21 protein-coding genes are annotated in these 15,505 nt (G+C 51.6%); 16 read left to right on the top strand and 5 right to left on the bottom strand.

Annotated elements, in window-relative coordinates:
• Window positions 1-112: 112 nt before the first annotated feature.
• The 8 genes from Q8A57_RS10225 to Q8A57_RS10190 all read left to right on the top strand — a co-directional run bounded on the left by Q8A57_RS10225 (window position 113) and on the right by Q8A57_RS10190 (window position 6,368).
• Window positions 113-883 carry an SDR family oxidoreductase gene (locus Q8A57_RS10225; protein ID WP_305171009.1) on the top strand — a complete coding sequence of 257 codons (771 nt, stop codon included), beginning with the start codon at window positions 113-115 and terminating at the stop codon, window positions 881-883.
• Window positions 880-1,311: a 2-amino-4-hydroxy-6-hydroxymethyldihydropteridine diphosphokinase gene (gene folK, locus Q8A57_RS10220; protein WP_305171008.1), complete on the top strand. Its 432-nt coding sequence runs from the start codon at window positions 880-882 to the stop codon at window positions 1,309-1,311. Before Q8A57_RS10225 ends, folK begins: the two co-directional genes overlap by 4 nt.
• Before the next feature lie 114 nt (window positions 1,312-1,425).
• Window positions 1,426-2,406, top strand: a complete 981-nt coding sequence (locus tag Q8A57_RS10215) for a malate dehydrogenase (RefSeq protein ID WP_305171007.1) — start codon at window positions 1,426-1,428, stop codon at window positions 2,404-2,406.
• Between the two features lie 117 nt (window positions 2,407-2,523).
• Entirely contained in the window at window positions 2,524-3,036 is a 513-nt protein-coding gene (locus Q8A57_RS10210; protein ID WP_305171006.1) for a DUF2244 domain-containing protein, read from the top strand.
• A 51-nt stretch (window positions 3,037-3,087) separates the two neighbouring features.
• Window positions 3,088-3,561, top strand: a complete 474-nt coding sequence (bcp, locus tag Q8A57_RS10205) for a thioredoxin-dependent thiol peroxidase (protein ID WP_305171005.1) — start codon at window positions 3,088-3,090, stop codon at window positions 3,559-3,561.
• Window positions 3,562-3,626: 65 nt separating this feature from the next.
• A complete protein-coding gene (gene yajC, locus Q8A57_RS10200; protein WP_305171004.1) occupies window positions 3,627-3,959 on the top strand; it encodes a preprotein translocase subunit YajC in 333 nt (110 codons plus the stop codon).
• 30 nt (window positions 3,960-3,989) lie between these two features.
• Entirely contained in the window at window positions 3,990-5,000 is a 1,011-nt protein-coding gene (locus tag Q8A57_RS10195; protein ID WP_439651672.1) for a 1-aminocyclopropane-1-carboxylate deaminase/D-cysteine desulfhydrase, read from the top strand.
• A gap of 36 nt (window positions 5,001-5,036) precedes the next feature.
• The gene (locus Q8A57_RS10190) at window positions 5,037-6,368 is read left to right on the top strand and encodes an alanine/glycine:cation symporter family protein (protein WP_305171046.1); all 1,332 of its coding nucleotides are present in this window, start codon (window positions 5,037-5,039) and stop codon (window positions 6,366-6,368) included.
• On the opposite strand, the gene Q8A57_RS10185 is transcribed toward Q8A57_RS10190, so the two are convergent.
• Entirely contained in the window at window positions 6,365-7,219 is an 855-nt protein-coding gene (locus Q8A57_RS10185) for a fructosamine kinase family protein (protein WP_305171002.1), read from the bottom strand. The two genes, Q8A57_RS10190 and Q8A57_RS10185, sit on opposite strands and share 4 nt — an antisense overlap.
• Window positions 7,220-7,274: 55 nt before the next feature.
• Here Q8A57_RS10185 and Q8A57_RS10180 point away from each other — a divergent pair, with 55 nt between their 5' ends.
• Window positions 7,275-8,216: a 5'-nucleotidase gene (locus Q8A57_RS10180; RefSeq protein WP_305171001.1), complete on the top strand. Its 942-nt coding sequence runs from the start codon at window positions 7,275-7,277 to the stop codon at window positions 8,214-8,216.
• Here Q8A57_RS10180 and Q8A57_RS10175 read toward each other — a convergent pair.
• On the bottom strand, window positions 8,213-9,001 hold the full coding sequence (locus tag Q8A57_RS10175) for a sulfite exporter TauE/SafE family protein (RefSeq protein WP_305171000.1): 789 nt from the start codon (window positions 8,999-9,001) through the stop codon (window positions 8,213-8,215). The genes Q8A57_RS10180 and Q8A57_RS10175 overlap by 4 nt on opposite strands.
• Window positions 9,002-9,117: 116 nt before the next feature.
• Between Q8A57_RS10175 and cysB the strand changes: the two genes are divergently transcribed.
• Window positions 9,118-10,092: an HTH-type transcriptional regulator CysB gene (cysB, locus tag Q8A57_RS10170; RefSeq protein ID WP_305170999.1), complete on the top strand. Its 975-nt coding sequence runs from the start codon at window positions 9,118-9,120 to the stop codon at window positions 10,090-10,092.
• Window positions 10,093-10,135: 43 nt separating this feature from the next.
• Here cysB and Q8A57_RS10165 read toward each other — a convergent pair whose 3' ends face one another.
• Together Q8A57_RS10165 and Q8A57_RS10160 are read right to left on the bottom strand one after the other, a co-directional pair.
• Window positions 10,136-10,471, bottom strand: a complete 336-nt coding sequence (locus Q8A57_RS10165) for a hypothetical protein (protein WP_305170998.1) — start codon at window positions 10,469-10,471, stop codon at window positions 10,136-10,138.
• 12 nt (window positions 10,472-10,483) lie between these two features.
• Window positions 10,484-11,215: a phosphoadenylyl-sulfate reductase gene (locus Q8A57_RS10160; protein ID WP_305170997.1), complete on the bottom strand. Its 732-nt coding sequence runs from the start codon at window positions 11,213-11,215 to the stop codon at window positions 10,484-10,486.
• 209 nt (window positions 11,216-11,424) lie between these two features.
• On the opposite strand from Q8A57_RS10160, the gene thrH reads away from it, so the two are divergent.
• Complete coding sequence (thrH, locus tag Q8A57_RS10155) at window positions 11,425-12,042, top strand: bifunctional phosphoserine phosphatase/homoserine phosphotransferase ThrH (protein WP_305170996.1); 618 nt, start codon at window positions 11,425-11,427, stop codon at window positions 12,040-12,042.
• A gap of 22 nt (window positions 12,043-12,064) precedes the next feature.
• Here thrH and pabB read toward each other — a convergent pair whose 3' ends face one another.
• On the bottom strand, window positions 12,065-13,441 hold the full coding sequence (pabB, locus tag Q8A57_RS10150; RefSeq protein ID WP_305170995.1) for an aminodeoxychorismate synthase component I: 1,377 nt from the start codon (window positions 13,439-13,441) through the stop codon (window positions 12,065-12,067).
• Window positions 13,442-13,593: 152 nt separating this feature from the next.
• Between pabB and Q8A57_RS10145 the strand changes: the two genes are divergently transcribed.
• From Q8A57_RS10145 to Q8A57_RS10125, 5 genes are all read left to right on the top strand, one after another.
• Complete coding sequence (locus Q8A57_RS10145; RefSeq protein WP_305170994.1) at window positions 13,594-13,917, top strand: Rieske (2Fe-2S) protein; 324 nt, start codon at window positions 13,594-13,596, stop codon at window positions 13,915-13,917.
• Window positions 13,918-13,926: 9 nt separating this feature from the next.
• Entirely contained in the window at window positions 13,927-14,430 is a 504-nt protein-coding gene (rraA, locus tag Q8A57_RS10140; RefSeq protein WP_305170993.1) for a ribonuclease E activity regulator RraA, read from the top strand.
• A 63-nt stretch (window positions 14,431-14,493) separates the two neighbouring features.
• Window positions 14,494-14,646, top strand: a complete 153-nt coding sequence (locus Q8A57_RS10135) for a cytochrome b (RefSeq protein WP_305170992.1) — start codon at window positions 14,494-14,496, stop codon at window positions 14,644-14,646.
• 134 nt (window positions 14,647-14,780) lie between these two features.
• Complete coding sequence (locus Q8A57_RS10130) at window positions 14,781-15,029, top strand: cytochrome b (RefSeq protein WP_305170991.1); 249 nt, start codon at window positions 14,781-14,783, stop codon at window positions 15,027-15,029.
• A gap of 81 nt (window positions 15,030-15,110) precedes the next feature.
• Window positions 15,111-15,437: a c-type cytochrome gene (locus tag Q8A57_RS10125; RefSeq protein ID WP_305170990.1), complete on the top strand. Its 327-nt coding sequence runs from the start codon at window positions 15,111-15,113 to the stop codon at window positions 15,435-15,437.
• Window positions 15,438-15,505 lie beyond the last annotated feature (68 nt).

The following is a 15,505-nucleotide window of genomic DNA, read 5'->3' as shown; positions in this document are numbered from 1 at the left end:
TAGACCTCGGTAGTACTGAAATGTTTTGCGCTATGACACATTTTGCTCCAATGCCTGGCTTGCAGCCGGTGTTTCAGAATGAAATGATGGCACCCAAAATCGGAGTCGCAACATGACAGAGATTGATCTGAGACCGGCAGCCTTGGTCACTGGCGCCGCCACAAGGCTTGGGCTGGCCTTTGCCCGAGCTCTGGCTATGCAGGGCTTTGATATCGCCTTGCATTACCACCACTCAAAGTCCGAGGCTGAGGCGGCCATTGACGAGATAACCGCCCTTGGTGTGCACTGTCAGGGATTTCAATGCGACCTGGCCGGTGAAGGGGTAAATACTCTTGTTGACGAGGTGGTGGAGCGTTTTCCGGCACTTCAGCTCTTAATTAACTGCGCCTCAGCATATACAGCAGCCAAGATAGCCGAGACCACGCCTGCACTGTTGAAACAGCAGTTCGAGGTCAACTTTTTCGCCCCGTTTTTGTTGTCTGGTCGTTTTGCCTCAGTGGTTCAGCGAGGGGCCATAATCAATATCATTGATAATAAGATTGCCTTTCAACAGAACAATTACGCAGCTTATCTGCTCTCGAAAAAAGCCCTAGCGGAGTTAACGACACTGTCAGCGGCGGAGTTTGCCCCTAATATTCGTGTGAATGGCATTGCCCCGGGGGTTGTTCTACCGGGAAGCAATCGCACGGAAGATTACATTGCCTGGCGTGTCCAGGGGATTCCTGCGGGTCGCCAGGGTCATGTGTCAGAGCTGGTAGCCGCCATGAATTACCTCCTGCAAAACGAGTTTGTCACCGGCCAGGTACTTTACGTCGATGGAGGAGAAAGCATTAACCAGCGTGGACTCAATGCAGAAGACTACGTACCGGGGAGTGGGTCGTGACAGAAGCTTTAGAGTCTCTGCACCAGGCCATCATTTCAGGGGGGTCGAATATTGATCCACATGAACACCTACGTCAGGCCCGTGAAATTCTGGCAGAGGAAACCCGGCTTCTGGCAAGTGCAGATGTCATTGAAACTGCGCCGGTAGGCTTCCAGTACCAGCCTGATTTTCTCAATACGGCCTACCTAGTGGAAACGGCAATGGACCGGGAGTCATTTAATTGTTACCTGAAGTCGGTTGAAGACCGTCTGGGGCGGGTGAGGGGGGCAATTAAGTCAGGTCCTCGGACTATCGATCTGGACCTGGTTGCCTGGGATGGAGAGCTTTTGACCACTGATTACTACCAGTACGAATACGTCTCTGTGCCGGTCAACCAGATCGTCCAGAATGCCGGTCTGGCGCTTTATTCACCAGACGACCAGGTGTAACCAGTTGGTATTCACCAGCCGGATGCCCACAATCTGATTCAGCGAGTGAAATTTTCTAGCTTTTCCTTATAATGGCCGACCCATCTAGTTAACAACTTGTCTTGGAGACCTATCGTGAAAGCACCTGTACGTGTAGCCGTTACCGGCGCCGCTGGCCAAATCAGCTATTCCCTGTTGTTCCGCATTGCCGCTGGTCAAATGCTCGGCGAAGATCAGCCGGTTATCCTGCAATTGCTGGAAATCACTCCTGCTCTTGGTGCACTGGAAGGTGTGGCAATGGAACTGGATGATTGTGCATTCCCACTGCTGGCGGGCATTGTTCAAACGGATGATCCCAATGTGGCGTTCAAAGATGCCGATTACGCACTGCTGGTAGGTGCACGTCCACGTGGTCCCGGCATGGAGCGTAAAGATCTGCTGGAAGCCAACGCCGCGATCTTCTCCGTTCAGGGTAAGGCAATTAACGATAACGCTTCCCCAGACATTAAAGTATTGGTGGTCGGTAACCCTGCCAACACCAATGCCCTGATTGCTCAGCGTAATGCGCCGAACATCAACCCCCGTCAGTTCACTGCCATGACCCGTCTGGACCACAATCGTGCCATGACTCAACTGGCTCAGAAGACTGGTACTACCATCAATGATGTCAAGAAAATGACCATTTGGGGTAACCACTCCTCAACCCAGTACCCCGATCTGCACCACGCTACGGTCAATGGCAAAACCGCTATCGATATGGTTGATCAGGCTTGGTACGAAGGCACCTATATCCCCGAAGTACAACAACGTGGCGCGGCTATCATTAAAGCTCGCGGTGCTTCCTCTGCGGCTTCTGCTGCCAATGCGGCTATTGCTCATATGCGCAGCTGGGCTCTCGGTACTGCCGAAGGCGATTGGGTCAGCATGGGCGTATACAGCGACGGCAGCTACGGCATTGCTGAAGGCTTGATCTACTCCTATCCCTGTGTTTGCAAAAATGGCGACTGGGAAATTGTTCAAGGACTTGAAGTGAATGACTTCTCTCGCGACAGAATGGCCGCTACTGAACAAGAGCTGGCTGAAGAGCGCGATGCAGTGAGCCACCTGCTTCCCTAAGGGATTCTATTCCTGTTAGAAAAAGGCGCCCATCGGGCGCCTTTTTTGTTTTTATCAACATCATTTAGGTAGTGCTCCGGAGTTATCAAATGGTCTAAACTGCAAACAGGTAAAGCCATGGTTACTCTACATACTCTGACAAACCACGCCCTGCAATTGGTGCTGACGCCTAACCGTTCGATGGACTGGAACGGTAATCTCTTGGTTTTGCTCGGAGCTTCCTCAATCCTGTTGGTAACGGCCGCAATTTTTGCCCTAAAGGGTGCATGGCTGGTGTTGCCATTTGCCGGGCTGGAAATTGCTGCGCTGGCCGCCGCCATGCATCTGACCCTGCGTAAACTGGATTGCCAGGAAGTCCTGACCCTGGAAAATGGTGTTTTGAAACTGGAGAGGGGCAAAAAAACCCCCGATCTATATCTTCATTTCCCGGAACAGTCCATCCGTATTCTTGTGGATCGCCCATCCCGCCCTATGAGTCTGCCAGACATTGACCTGGTGGCCCTGGGCCATTGCTACCACCTGGGTTCCTTTCTCAGTCGATCAGATCGTTTTCGCTTGGCGGGAGTGCTGAAAAACAAGATGCACCTGCAGGTCTCTAGTCACGACCCATATCTTCGCACCAGCTTCTGATTTTTTGCTAAAGTTCACCCCTGCTAATTCATTGATCACAAGGAGACCCCCATGGCATTTCCGGAAGTGGGCAAAGCCGCACCTAAGTTCAGCTTGCAAAACCAGCGTGGTGAAACTATCAAGTTGAGTGATTTCAAAGGTAAAAACGTGGTGCTGTACTTTTACCCCAAGGCGATGACGCCCGGTTGCACCGTTCAGGCGTGCGGTATCAGGGATTCTAAAAAAGCATTCGCTGATCTGGATACGGTTGTTCTCGGTGTGAGCCCTGATCCTTTTCCGCGGCTGGCTCGCTTTGAAGATAAGCAGGATCTTAATTTTGATCTTCTCTCTGATGAAGATCATGCCATCACCGAAGCCTATGGCTGTTGGGGGCTGAAAAAATTTATGGGCCGCGAGTTCATGGGAGTATTACGCACCACCTTTGTGATTGATAAAAAGGGCAAAATCGCGCTGGTGATGGATAAAGTGAAGACGAAAACCCATCATGACGACGTCATTGGCTGGATTAAAGAAAATCTGGTTTGAGTAACCGCGGTGATCGCGCTAAAGTCGCCCCTTTCCTGAATAACACACAAAATTGAGGTAATTGAATGTCTCTTGATTTGTCCCAGGTCATTATGGCCGCACCAGCGCCAGCCGGCGAACCCAACCCCATTGTGACGCTGCTGATGTTCGGCGGGTTGTTTATCTTTATGTATTTCCTGATTATCCGTCCCCAGCGCAAACGCCAGAAGGAACATCAAGAACTGACCAAATCACTGAGCAAGGGTGATGAGGTCGTGATGAACAGCGGCATGCTAGGGAAAATCAGTAAGCTCGACGACGATTACCTGGTGTTGGTTGCCGGGAATAACGTTGAACTGAAATTCCAGCGGGCTGCAGTTCACGCTGTATTGCCCAAAGGCACGATCAAAGAGATCTGATGAGAATAGGCCGCTGATGCGGCCTTTCTTTTGCCTATGATTTCCTATCCCCAAAGGCTGGAACTCGCTCAGACACCAACGCCATTGCAGCTACTATCCCGACTGTCTGCAGAAGTTGGTACCCGCATTTGGATCAAGCGGGATGATATGACGGGCTGTGCCATCAGTGGCAACAAGGTTCGAAAACTGGAATTCACCCTGGCACAGGCCCTTTCAGAGGGTGCCGATACCATCATTACCTGTGGTGGATTACAGTCCAATCATTGTCGTGCTACGGCAATTCTGGGTGCCCAGCTTGGGCTTAAAGTCCATCTGATTCTCCGTGGTGAGACACCGGAGGAGTTAGACGGCAACCTGCTGCTGGACAGCCTGGCGGGTGCGCAGATTACTGTCTACCCACTTTCCGAATATCAACAGCTGTCAACGCTGTTTGACCACTGGGTGGAGCACTATCGTCGAGAGGGACGCCAGGCCTTTGCCATACCCACAGGAGCCAGTGACGGCATTGGTGCGTGGGGATATATCCACTGTGTTGAGGAAATGTCAGCACAGTTCAAAGCGCGGGGGATAACACCGGAGGCCATCGTCTGCGCCTCTGGTTCCGGCGGTACCCAAGCCGGTTTGACCCTGGGCTGTTCACTGCACAACCTCGATGTGCCGGTAGTGGGTTTTGCCGTCTGTGATGATGAAGCCTATTTTCAGCAAAAAATTCGTGAAGATATAACAGACTGGACGCTGCGTTATCGGCAGACATTGAACGTGGATGCACTGTCTGTGCATGTGAATGATCAATATATTGGTCCAGGTTACGGTCGGGCAACAGAAGAAGTGTTTGCTACCATTCGCCGTGTAGCTGCTCTAGAGGGCATTATTCTCGACCCGGTATACAGCGGCAAGGCCTTTTACGGGATGTTAAAGGAACTTGAGAGGGGTAGTTTCCCTTCCGACAGTGATCTGGTGTTTATCCATACCGGCGGGCTGTTTGGGTTGTTTCCGCAACGGCAGCAGCTGGGTTTGTCCCTGCCCGTGCGGGATCAATAATAAGATAACTGAGAGCAGAGCCGAGTTAATGCCATGATGCTACAGAACATCGTCAATACGATTAACGGATTTGTATGGGGGCCGGTCATGCTGGTTCTGATTCTTGGCACCGGCCTCTATCTGACCATCGGCCTACGTGGCTTGAGTATCCGTAAAATCGGTTACGGTTTTCGACAGCTTTTCATTGGGCGACGGGGTAGTGGTGAGGGCGATATCAGTCCCTTTAACGCCTTGATGACGTCACTATCCGCGACGGTGGGCACCGGTAATATTGTGGGTGTCGCGACGGCAGTGGGTATTGGCGGCCCCGGTGCGCTGTTCTGGATGTGGTGTACGGCGTTGGTGGGTATGGCCACGAAATACAGTGAGGCAGTGCTGGCAGTTCACTACCGTGAAACCGATGAGCGTGGCCGGAAAGTGGGTGGCCCTATGTATTACATCCGCAATGGCCTGGGCCCGCGGTGGGCCTGGCTTGCCTTGTGTTTCGCCCTGTTCGGCACCCTGGCTGGGTTCGGCATCGGCAATACTGTCCAGGCCAATTCCGTGGCGGATGCACTGCGCACCAGCTTTAATGTGCCGGAATGGCTATCCGGGATATTGATGGCGGTGTTGGTGGGATTGGTGCTGCTTGGCGGCATCCGCCGCATTGCCAGTGTGGCGGGTAAGCTGGTGCCATTTATGGCGTTGCTGTATCTGGTTGTCACCCTGAGTATTCTGGCAATAAATATCGGTGCTATTCCTGAGGCGTTATTGCTTGTTGTTAAGAGCGCGTTTTCCCCGGTGGCAGCGGGCGGTGGCTTTGCCGGCGCCACTATCATGCTGGCGCTGCGTATGGGTGTGGCGAGAGGCATTTTTTCCAATGAGGCCGGGCTCGGCAGCGCCCCCATCGCCCATGCGGCGGCGGAAATTGACAACCCGGTGAGACAGGGCACTATCGCCATGCTCGGCACGTTCATCGATACCCTGGTGATTTGTACGCTGACAGGACTGGTGCTCATAACCACGGGGGCCTGGAATAGTGGTGAGCAGGGTGCAGCACTGACCAATCTGGCATTCAATTCGGTACTGCCATTTGGCGATCACGTGGTATCGCTGTGCCTGGCCCTGTTTGCTTTTACCACAATTCTTGGCTGGAGCTACTACGGGGAACGCTGCGCTGAATACCTGTTCGGGGTCAAAGTGATAGTGCCATTCCGGGTGTTGTGGGTAATTGCGGTCTATGTAGGCGCCACGCTCAAGCTGGGCCTGGTGTGGAGTATTGCTGATACCCTCAATGGCATGATGGCGATACCGAACTTGGTCGGGTTGTTGCTGCTCAGCCCAGTCATCTTTTCTTTAACCCGCGAGTATTTTTCCGAAAGGCGCTAGCGATATCGGTTGATGATGTTATTCACCCGGGAATAATAGCCACGGCCAAACAGGTTGAGGTGGTTGAGCAGGTGATAGAGGTTGTAGATACCGGAGCGCTCTTGCCAACCCGGCTCAAGTGGGTTGATTTCCAGGTAGGCTTGGTAAAAACGCTTATCAAACCCTCCAAACAGCAGTGTCATGGCGATTTCCGCTTCAGCCCAGCCGTAGTAACAGGCCGGATCAAGGAGCACGGGTTGCTGGAACTCATCGCATAGCTGGTTGCCAGACCAGAGATCGCCGTGGAGCAGGGAAGGTGGTTGAAGCGGGACCAGCTCGGGCAGTCGGCTGCTGATTCGTTCGATCAGGTCTACATCCCCAATATTCAGCAGCCCCCTCTCTAAGGCCAGTTCAGCCTGGTAGTTGAGGCGCTGAGTGGCGAAAAAGTGATAGCCATTTTTATCCCTTGGGTTAGGCTGCGGTGTTGCTCCGCAGTAGTTATTTTGCACAAAGCCAAAGTATTCGGATGTATGGGTATGTAATTGCGCCAGTTGGTGGCCGAAGTTTATCCAGTAGTGATCTGTTGGTTTCGCTTCCGTGATCAGTTCCAGTATCAGGTAATTGTCGGTCTCCGCAATGATAGTTGGTGTTCTAATACAGGCTGCTGTCGCAATTCTCCTCAGCCCCGTTGCTTCAGCGTTGAACATATCAGGGGGAAGGTTTTCCCCAAACTTGAGGAAATAGCTTTGGCCTGCATCGGTTCTTATTGTGAAGGTTGTGGCAATATCACCACCGGAAACCGGGCTTGCCCGCTTAATGGTTGCATTTAACTGGGACTCCATTTGCTGTTTGAGCTTTGCAGGTATTGCCATTAAATTAACCAGGTAAAGAGATGCCGTATTCCGCCGCCGTGTTGAGGTCAGAGTAGTGTCAAAAAACTTTGGTGACAAACTGGTGATCGCGATTTCATCGCGGGCACTGTTTAACCTGGATGAAAGTCACCAGGTATACGAGCAAGAAGGGCTGGAAGCCTATTCCCGCTACCAGGTGGAACATGAAGATGAACTGCTGGAACCGGGTGAAGCTTTTCCTCTGGTAAAAAAACTGTTGCGCATTAACGAAAAGCTCGAGGGTGAGCCCCGTGTGGAAGTGATCCTGTTGTCACGCAATTCTGCGGATACTGGGTTAAGGGTATTTAATTCCATCGAGCATCACGGACTCAATATTACCCGCGCCGCTTTCTGTGGTGGTGAAAGTCCATACCGCTATGTGTCCGCTTTTGGTTGCCACCTGTTTCTGTCCACCAATGCCGAGGATGTCTGTAACGCACTGGACAATGGCGTGGCGGCAGCAACTCTGATTTCTTCAGGCTCAAGGGATCGCAAGGATGATGAGTTGCGCTTTGCTTTTGACGGCGATGCGGTTCTGTTTTCTGACGAATCCGAACGGGTGTTCAAGGAGGGAGGGCTGGCGGCCTTTACTCAGAGCGAGAAGGCATCGGCCAAGCAGCCCATGAGCGGAGGCCCGTTTAAAAACTTTTTGCAAGCGCTGCATGCCCTACAGGCAGAGTTTCCACCTCGAACCTGCCCCATACGCACGGCATTGGTAACAGCCCGCTCTGCGCCTGCCCACGAGCGCGTCGTCAGAACCCTGCGAGCCTGGGATATTCGTATCGATGAATCCCTGTTTCTCGGGGGGTTGGATAAGGGTTCTTTTCTTAAGTCCTACGGCGCCGATGTGTTTTTCGACGACCAACAGGCCCACTGCGAATCGGCTAAAAGTCATGTGGCAACTGGCCATGTTCCCCATGGCATTGCCAATCCTCGTGCCAACCCTCATTCCAACCCGGACGGTGAATCGTCGTCCTAAAATAGACTGAACTTGATTCCAAGCCCGAATAACAGAAAGGCGAGAATGGACTGCAGGACACCACTTGGCAGCCTAGCGGCGAGTTTTGTACCGACGTGAATGGCGGGCAGAGAACCAATGAGCAGTGAGCCGAGCAGCACCAAGTCCACGTTCCCAAGGATGATGAGGTGGCTTAACCCGGCGATGAGGGTCAGAGGAACCGCGTGAGCAATATCGGTCCCTACAATATGAAGGGCAGGAAGGCGCGGGAACAGGATCATTAACAGGGCAGCACAGAATGCACCGGCACCCACGGATGACAGGGTCACAAACACACCGAGGAATATTCCGGCGACAAAAGTGACTTTGGTTGCATGTACCTGAAAGAAAGTACCGACGGCGCCATGTGGCCGATCGGAGGTGTCACGCAACATCCGTTTGCACAGAATAACCGCAGCAGTGATGATCAACATCACACCGAGGCTGGTGGTGAGAATTTCCTTGTACTCGTCAGCATCGGTGAACACTGAGCTCAGTAGTTGCGCTGTGATCAGCGAAGCTGGGATGCTGCCTGCTGCGAGGAACCCAACCAGCCGCCATTGCACACTCTTCTGTTTGGCGTGGGCGACAACCCCTCCAGCTTTCGTCACTGCGGCATAGAGTAGATCTGTTCCGATGGCAATGTTGTAGGGAATACCGAGCAATATCAGAAGTGGCGTCATGAGCGAACCGCCGCCCACGCCCGTCAGTCCCACGATCAGTCCGACAAATGCCCCCGACAGGATATATAGAAAAAAATCCAGCAAAATCCAATGGTTCCGTGTACCCCAAATTTGGCTGGCAACTCTAGCAATTTAAATCTATTCTTCAAAGGAATAGTTTCTTATATTTTTAGACCATTGCAGTCTAGTTGGGTGGGACCATGAAATTACAGCAATTGCGCTATATCTGGGAAGTAGCTCATCATGAATTGAATGTCTCCGCCACCGCGCAAAGCCTTTACACCTCGCAACCGGGAATCAGCAAACAGATACGTCTGTTGGAAGATGAGCTGGGTGTGGAAATCTTCTCCCGTAGCGGCAAGCACCTGACACGGGTAACACCCGCAGGTGAGGAAATACTGAATGTTGCCGGTGATATCCTGCGCAAGGTTGAAAGCATCAAGCAACTGGCACAGGAACATAACGCCCCTAAACGTGGCAGTCTGTCCATTGCCACCACCCATACACAGGCGCGCTATGCGCTGCCGTCCGTGATTGAATCGTTTATTAATAAGTACCCCGATGTCTCCCTGCATATGCACCAGGGGACACCCATGCAGATTTCAGAACAGGCTGCAGACGGCGCAGTGGATTTTGCTATTGCCACGGAAGCTCTGGAGCTATTTCACGACCTGCTGATGATGCCCTGTTACCGGTGGAATCGCTGTATTCTGGTGCCCCGGGATCATCCCTTGGCACAAAATTCCAAGCTCACGCTGGAAGATGTAGCTACCTATCCGCTGGTGACCTACGTCTTCGGGTTTACCGGTCGTTCCCGGCTGGATGAGGCGTTTAACGATCGCGGTCTTGTTCCCCGTGTGGTATTTACGGCCACGGATGCAGATGTCATCAAAACCTATGTTCGTCTGGGGCTGGGCATCGGCATTGTGGCGCATATGGCCTATGACGAAGCCAAAGACACTGACTTGGTGGCTCTGGATGCAACGCACCTGTTTAAATCCAGCGTGACCAGTATTGGTTTCCGACGGGGCACGTATCTCCGCGGTTACATGTATGATTTTATCGAGTTATTTGCACCCCACCTGACCCGGGACCGGATTGATGAGGCCTGTGGCATTCACGCCAAGGATGATCTTGAGAAGTTTTTCAGTACGGTCGAGCTACCTGAGTTGTAACTGATAAGTGAGGAGGGGTGATCCCTCCTGTTGTAGCGTGTGTTCAGATAAAATCCAGATCCGGATTATCGTTAAGAATTTCCTTCAGCTCGTCTTTTTCCTGGGTTTTCTGATTTAGAACTTCTTTGACGAACTTGAAATAGACGGTATGAATCTCAGCGGGCTGACCGTCGCGCTCCACCACAAAGAAAGGCGCACGTTCCACCTGGTAGAGTGAAGCAAGCTCCATGCCGGGGGAAGAGGGGTCGCGTTCATCGGCAATCAAAACCTCGTCAATAAAGGCCATCTGGCCGGCAGCTTCCATCTTCTGCTGCACTTCCTCGCATTTCTTGCAGAGGCTGCCATCCTGTTTGATCTTTTTGACGAGGGTGATTTTCATCGATAACTCCGCTTATTGCTTGATGTTAACCGCGTGCAGGCCACACTCTTTTTGTGTGGCTTCTTCCCACCACCAGCGGCCTTCGCGTTCATGCTGGCCAGGGCCGGTGGGACGAGTGCAAGGTTCGCAGCCGATACTGACATAGCCCTGATCGTGCAGCTCGTTGTAGGGTACATTGTTGCTGCGGATATATTCCCACACCTGCTGGGATGACCAGTTGGCCAAAGGATTGAATTTGGTAAGACTGTCGTCCGGGCGCGCAAAGGCCTTGTCATCCTGAATGGCAGGAATGGAGGTGCGTGTGCCAGGACTTTGATCGCGACGCTGTCCGGTAATCCAGGCATCAACGGTTAGTAGTTTGCGTCGCAGGGGACCAATTTTGCGGATGCTACAGCATTCCTTGTGGTCATCCTTGTAGAAGCTGAAGAGACCCTTTTCCCGCACCAACTGGTTGACTGCATTGGAGTCGGGGAAAACCACATCGATCTCAATGCCGTAATGCTCGCGTACTTTCTCGATAAAACGGTAGGTTTCGGCGTGTAGACGTCCGGTATCAAGTGAAAATACCTGCACTTTGTCCGGATTGATCTTGTGCGCCATGTCGATCAATACCACGTCTTCAGCACCGCTGAATGAGATAGCGATGTTGTCGAATGTGTCCAGGGCGTACTCGATAATTTCCTGGGGAGATTTTTGAGAGAGTTCGCTGTCAAGATCGACAGTATTTAAACGGTTTTCTGCCATGGGTTTTGCTCGTTGTTCTCTAAATTTAAAGGGTTCAACAGTTGAGGCCGCGCATAATAGCAAAGCCTTAACTAAAGGAAAAATAATCAGAAAATATAATCTACATCCATCCGGCTATTAGCCCGCTGTGGTATCAGTCTGTTGCGCCAATGCCCTGAAATGGTTAGAGTGGCGCGGCTTTTCTAGGCCTGATAAATGAGGATAGTACTGTGGAAATCGCATGTTTAGACCTTGAGGGTGTTCTGATTCCTGAGATCTGGATTGCCTTTGCGGAAAAAACGGGTATTGAAGCCCTGAAACGGACCACTCGTGATGAACCGGATTACGACGTCTTGATGCGCTATCGGTTGGATATCCTCGAAAAAAATGGTCTTGGCCTGAACGAGATACAGGAAGTGATTGCTACGCTTTCTCCCCTGGATGGCGCCCGGGACTTTGTCGACTGGTTGCGGGAGCGATTTCAGGTAGTGATTCTGTCCGACACCTTCTATGAGTTTGCCCAACCCTTGATGCGTCAGTTGGGGTTCCCGACATTGCTATGCCACAAGTTGGAAACCGATGGCAATGGCCGGGTGACTAACTACAGGCTTCGCCAGGCAAACCCCAAGCGCCAGGCTATCGTGGGTTTCAAAAGTATGTATTACCGCACCATTGCTGCGGGTGATTCCTATAACGACACTACCATGCTGGCGGAAGCGGATGCCGGCATCCTGTTTCATGCACCACAGAATGTCATTGATGAATTTCCGCAGTTTCCCGCTGTACACACATTTGAAGATTTGAAAAAAGAGTTTATTAAAGCCAGTCAGCGCGATTTGACCCTATAACCTCCCAGGCGGTGGCTAATCGTTAGTCACCGTTGCTTTGAATAAGGATGCGGATTTTGTCCAGGGTTTCCTGAAACTCGTTTTCGGCGACCGAATCCGCAACAATACCGCCACCACCCCAGCAGTGGAGCGTTTCCGCATCGGCCAGCAGTGTGCGAATAGCGATGTTGGTGTCCATTCTTCCCGTAGCACTGATATAACCAATACTGCCGCAGTACAGTGATCGTCGGCAGGACTCGAGTTCTTCAATGATTTCCATGGCGCGCTTTTTGGGTGCTCCAGTAATGGAACCTCCAGGAAAACAACCGCGCAGCAGGGTTAAGGGGCTTTCGCCTCCCCGAAGTTTGCCGGTGACCGTGCTGACCAGGTGGTGAACATTGGGAAAACTTTCCAGCCCAAACAGCTTGGGCACCCGTATGGAGCCCGGTTCGCAGGTTTTGCCGAGATCATTTCTCAACAGGTCGACAATCATCAGGTTCTCGGCGCGATCCTTGGCGCTGTTCATCAACTCTATGGCATTCTGTTGGTCTTCCTCGACAGTCTTACCTCGTCGCGCTGTTCCCTTAATTGGTTTGCTTTCCACTTGCCCCATGGACAGTTTAAGAAAGCGTTCCGGTGACAGGCTCAAGATGGCCTGTTGCGGATCTCCCCATTGGTAATAGCAACTGTAGGGAGAGGGTAGAACCCGACGCAATTGCCGGTACAGCGTCCAGCTGTCGCCATCAAAGGGCGCCGAATAATGGCGTGCCAGGTTAACCTGATAGCAGTCGCCCTGGCGGATATACGCTTTAATCTTGCTGATGGCGTCAAAATATTCATCCCTGGTTGCGGATGGGGTGAAGAGGTATTCAGAGCGATAGCCGGGATCGCTGCTCTCTTCCGGGGCCTGTTTCAAGCGTTTTTTGATATCCGCCCGCAAGGTTTGCGAGCAATTTGACTGAAAGATCAACCAGCCTTTTTGTGATGAGTGATTTAACACCAACGCCCAGGTGTAATAGCCAAGATGCATATCTGGGAAACCATCGACTTTTGGCAGTGAGTCAGGCAATGCTTCTATGCGGCGACCCAGATCGTAGCCGAAGAACCCGGCGAGACCACCGACAAACGGATAGGCGCTGAGAGATGGTTCCATAGCCCCGGAGGTGTTGAGTAAATCCTGTGCCAGAAGAAAGGGGTCTTCGCCACTGATGTGTGTGGCACTGGCAGTCGTTATGCGCGTTTCGTTACCCCTGGTTTCCAGTACGCAATTGGGTTGGGCGGTGATGATATCGAAGCGACCGGATAGACTGCGCGGCTTACCACTGTCCAGCCAGATGGCATTGGGCAGATCACGTATTTCCGCAAACAGAGCTTCGGCATCAGGGCGGTAAGGAAAATCGAGGACATCTACTGAAGACATGGTCGTTAGTCTAAGGTAGGGGGCAGGCTTTTCACAGAATAAAACGATGTTTAAGTCTGACATAAGGTTCTAGGTTGTATGCTCTTAAACGTTTAGATGACGCGACTTTTACCATTGCGACACTATCCTGATCATGGCAACCTTTCCGGCCTATGAGCTTCTATCCACTAGAGTCAAAAAATCGCCTTAAAGAAGGGTATCTTCGGCGTGTCAACGTGGCAGGCAGAGACCTGTTGCTGCTACACAGCGCAGGTATTACCCGTCTGATTGAAAATCGCTGTCCCCACGATGGCTCACCTTTATTTATGGGTCGCTTGCAACAGGGCTGCCTGCGCTGCCCAAAACACGGCATCTCGTTTGAGCTGGAGAATGGTCATCCTATTGGTGGTGACGTGGTTGCAGATGTTGGTCCATTGGTGAGCCTGACGTTGACCAGCGAAGGCGATCAGGTGGGCATTATTATTGATGAAACCTAAGGATCAGTTATGAGTTTTTCTACCCCCGATTTATGTGATGACAACCCTGAGCTGGTCAGAGTGCTGGAGCCGATGCTGGCCAATTTTGGCGGCAGAGACAGCTTTTGCGGTGAAATTGTCACGATCAAGTGTCATGAGGATAACTCTCTGGTGAAAGAAAACGCGGCTAAACCCGGGCATGGCAAGGTGATGGTTGTCGACGGTGGCGGATCCATGAGAAGAGCGTTGCTTGGCGATATGATTGCTGAGAATGCTGTTAAAAATGGTTGGGAAGGACTGGTTATTTTTGGTTGTGTGCGGGATGTGGATGCCCTGGCAGAGCTCGACCTTGGTGTTCAGGCATTGGGCAGTATCCCCTTGAAAACAGACAAGCGGGGTATTGGTGACCTGAATGTACCGGTAACTTTTGGTGGTGTGACCTTTGTTCCTGGTGAATATGTGTACGCCGATAATAACGGAGTGCTGGTTTCTGCCAGCGCTTTGCTATATACCAGTCATTTATTCCGCACCTGATTGATATCAACGCAATTGTGAGTCATTGATCTAAAGTGATGCTATAGGTAAGAGAGAATAGCTATGGGTTTAAAGAATACAGCTGACCGTTATGGCTCGCTCTCCATCGCCATGCACTGGCTGATGTTGCTGCTGATTATTGCTGTGTATGCCGCAATTGAGTGCCGGGAATTTTTTCCGAAGGGGAGTGACCCTCGCAATGCATTTAAAGCCTGACACTTTTCACTGGGGCTCAGTGTTTTCTGCCTGGTTTGGCTGCGACTGCTGTTGAAGTTGATTCAGGTCTCGCCGCGTATCGTTCCGACCCCTGAAAGCTGGCAAAAGTGCTTCATCTGGCGCTTTATTTACTGATGTTTGTGATGCTTGTGCTGGGCTGGCTGGTGTTAAGCGGCGAGGGTAAGGATATTCTCTTCTTCGGTCTGTCGCTTCCTCCACTAATCGCTGAAAACAAGGAGGTGGCGGGTATCTTCAAGGAGATACATGAAATTTTTGGCATTACTGGTTATGTGTTGATTGCCATCCATGCAGTCGCAGCGTTGGTCCACCATTATGTGCTGAAAGATAATACGCTGTTGCGTATCTTGCCGGGTAAACACTGACCCAGTGGCTTAATGTCACAGGCTGTGACAGTTTAAAATAGAATAAATAACGATAAATAATTCAGTATTAAGGAGAGGTCGATGATTAAGTCCAAGAGTCTTTTCGTGCTACTTGTTGCTGCCGGACTGGTAGCCTGCGGCGATAAGGGAAAAGCAGAGGTGGACCCTTCAGTTGTAGCTGGGGAAAAGCTTTTTCAGGAGAACTGTTCCGAGTGTCACCCTAGGACTGGCCGTAGCGATTTTCTTAAACGTATCCCCGCCACGTTGTTGACGCGAAAGTCGCAAAACGAGTTGATGGAGTGGATCAAGGGAAGTGACCGGCATCGTGAAATGCCTTCGTTCGATCATCTCTCTGATGAGGAACTGACTTCTCTGGCAAATTATCTTGAAAGCCAGATACTTAAGTAATCCCAAACTCTTCAAGCTGTTCTGAAGCCGCCAAGCGAGTGGCCAGCTGCTGCTCTCGCCCTGAAAAT

Source organism: Porticoccus litoralis, from assembly GCF_030676955.1.
Classification (GTDB): Bacteria; Pseudomonadota; Gammaproteobacteria; order Pseudomonadales; family Porticoccaceae; genus Porticoccus; species Porticoccus litoralis.
This window is presented reverse-complemented; position numbering and strand designations above follow the sequence as displayed.

Excerpts from the sequence above, each read along its gene's own strand:
- yajC (WP_305171004.1), top strand. The coding sequence starts at position 3,627 with ATGTCTCTTGATTTGTCCCAGGTCATTATGGCCGCACCAGCGCCAGCC.
- Q8A57_RS10130 (WP_305170991.1), top strand. The coding sequence starts at position 14,781 with ATGTTTGTGATGCTTGTGCTGGGCTGGCTGGTGTTAAGCGGCGAGGGT.
- Q8A57_RS10210 (WP_305171006.1), top strand. The coding sequence starts at position 2,524 with ATGGTTACTCTACATACTCTGACAAACCACGCCCTGCAATTGGTGCTG.
- cysB (WP_305170999.1), top strand. The coding sequence starts at position 9,118 with ATGAAATTACAGCAATTGCGCTATATCTGGGAAGTAGCTCATCATGAA.
- Q8A57_RS10165 (WP_305170998.1), bottom strand. The coding sequence starts at position 10,471 with ATGAAAATCACCCTCGTCAAAAAGATCAAACAGGATGGCAGCCTCTGC.
- pabB (WP_305170995.1), bottom strand. The coding sequence starts at position 13,441 with ATGTCTTCAGTAGATGTCCTCGATTTTCCTTACCGCCCTGATGCCGAA.
- Q8A57_RS10225 (WP_305171009.1), top strand. The coding sequence starts at position 113 with ATGACAGAGATTGATCTGAGACCGGCAGCCTTGGTCACTGGCGCCGCC.
- Q8A57_RS10190 (WP_305171046.1), top strand. The coding sequence starts at position 5,037 with ATGCTACAGAACATCGTCAATACGATTAACGGATTTGTATGGGGGCCG.
- Q8A57_RS10160 (WP_305170997.1), bottom strand. The coding sequence starts at position 11,215 with ATGGCAGAAAACCGTTTAAATACTGTCGATCTTGACAGCGAACTCTCT.
- rraA (WP_305170993.1), top strand. The coding sequence starts at position 13,927 with ATGAGTTTTTCTACCCCCGATTTATGTGATGACAACCCTGAGCTGGTC.
- Q8A57_RS10125 (WP_305170990.1), top strand. The coding sequence starts at position 15,111 with ATGATTAAGTCCAAGAGTCTTTTCGTGCTACTTGTTGCTGCCGGACTG.
- bcp (WP_305171005.1), top strand. The coding sequence starts at position 3,088 with ATGGCATTTCCGGAAGTGGGCAAAGCCGCACCTAAGTTCAGCTTGCAA.
- Q8A57_RS10135 (WP_305170992.1), top strand. The coding sequence starts at position 14,494 with ATGGGTTTAAAGAATACAGCTGACCGTTATGGCTCGCTCTCCATCGCC.
- Q8A57_RS10145 (WP_305170994.1), top strand. The coding sequence starts at position 13,594 with ATGAGCTTCTATCCACTAGAGTCAAAAAATCGCCTTAAAGAAGGGTAT.
- Q8A57_RS10185 (WP_305171002.1), bottom strand. The coding sequence starts at position 7,219 with ATGGCAATACCTGCAAAGCTCAAACAGCAAATGGAGTCCCAGTTAAAT.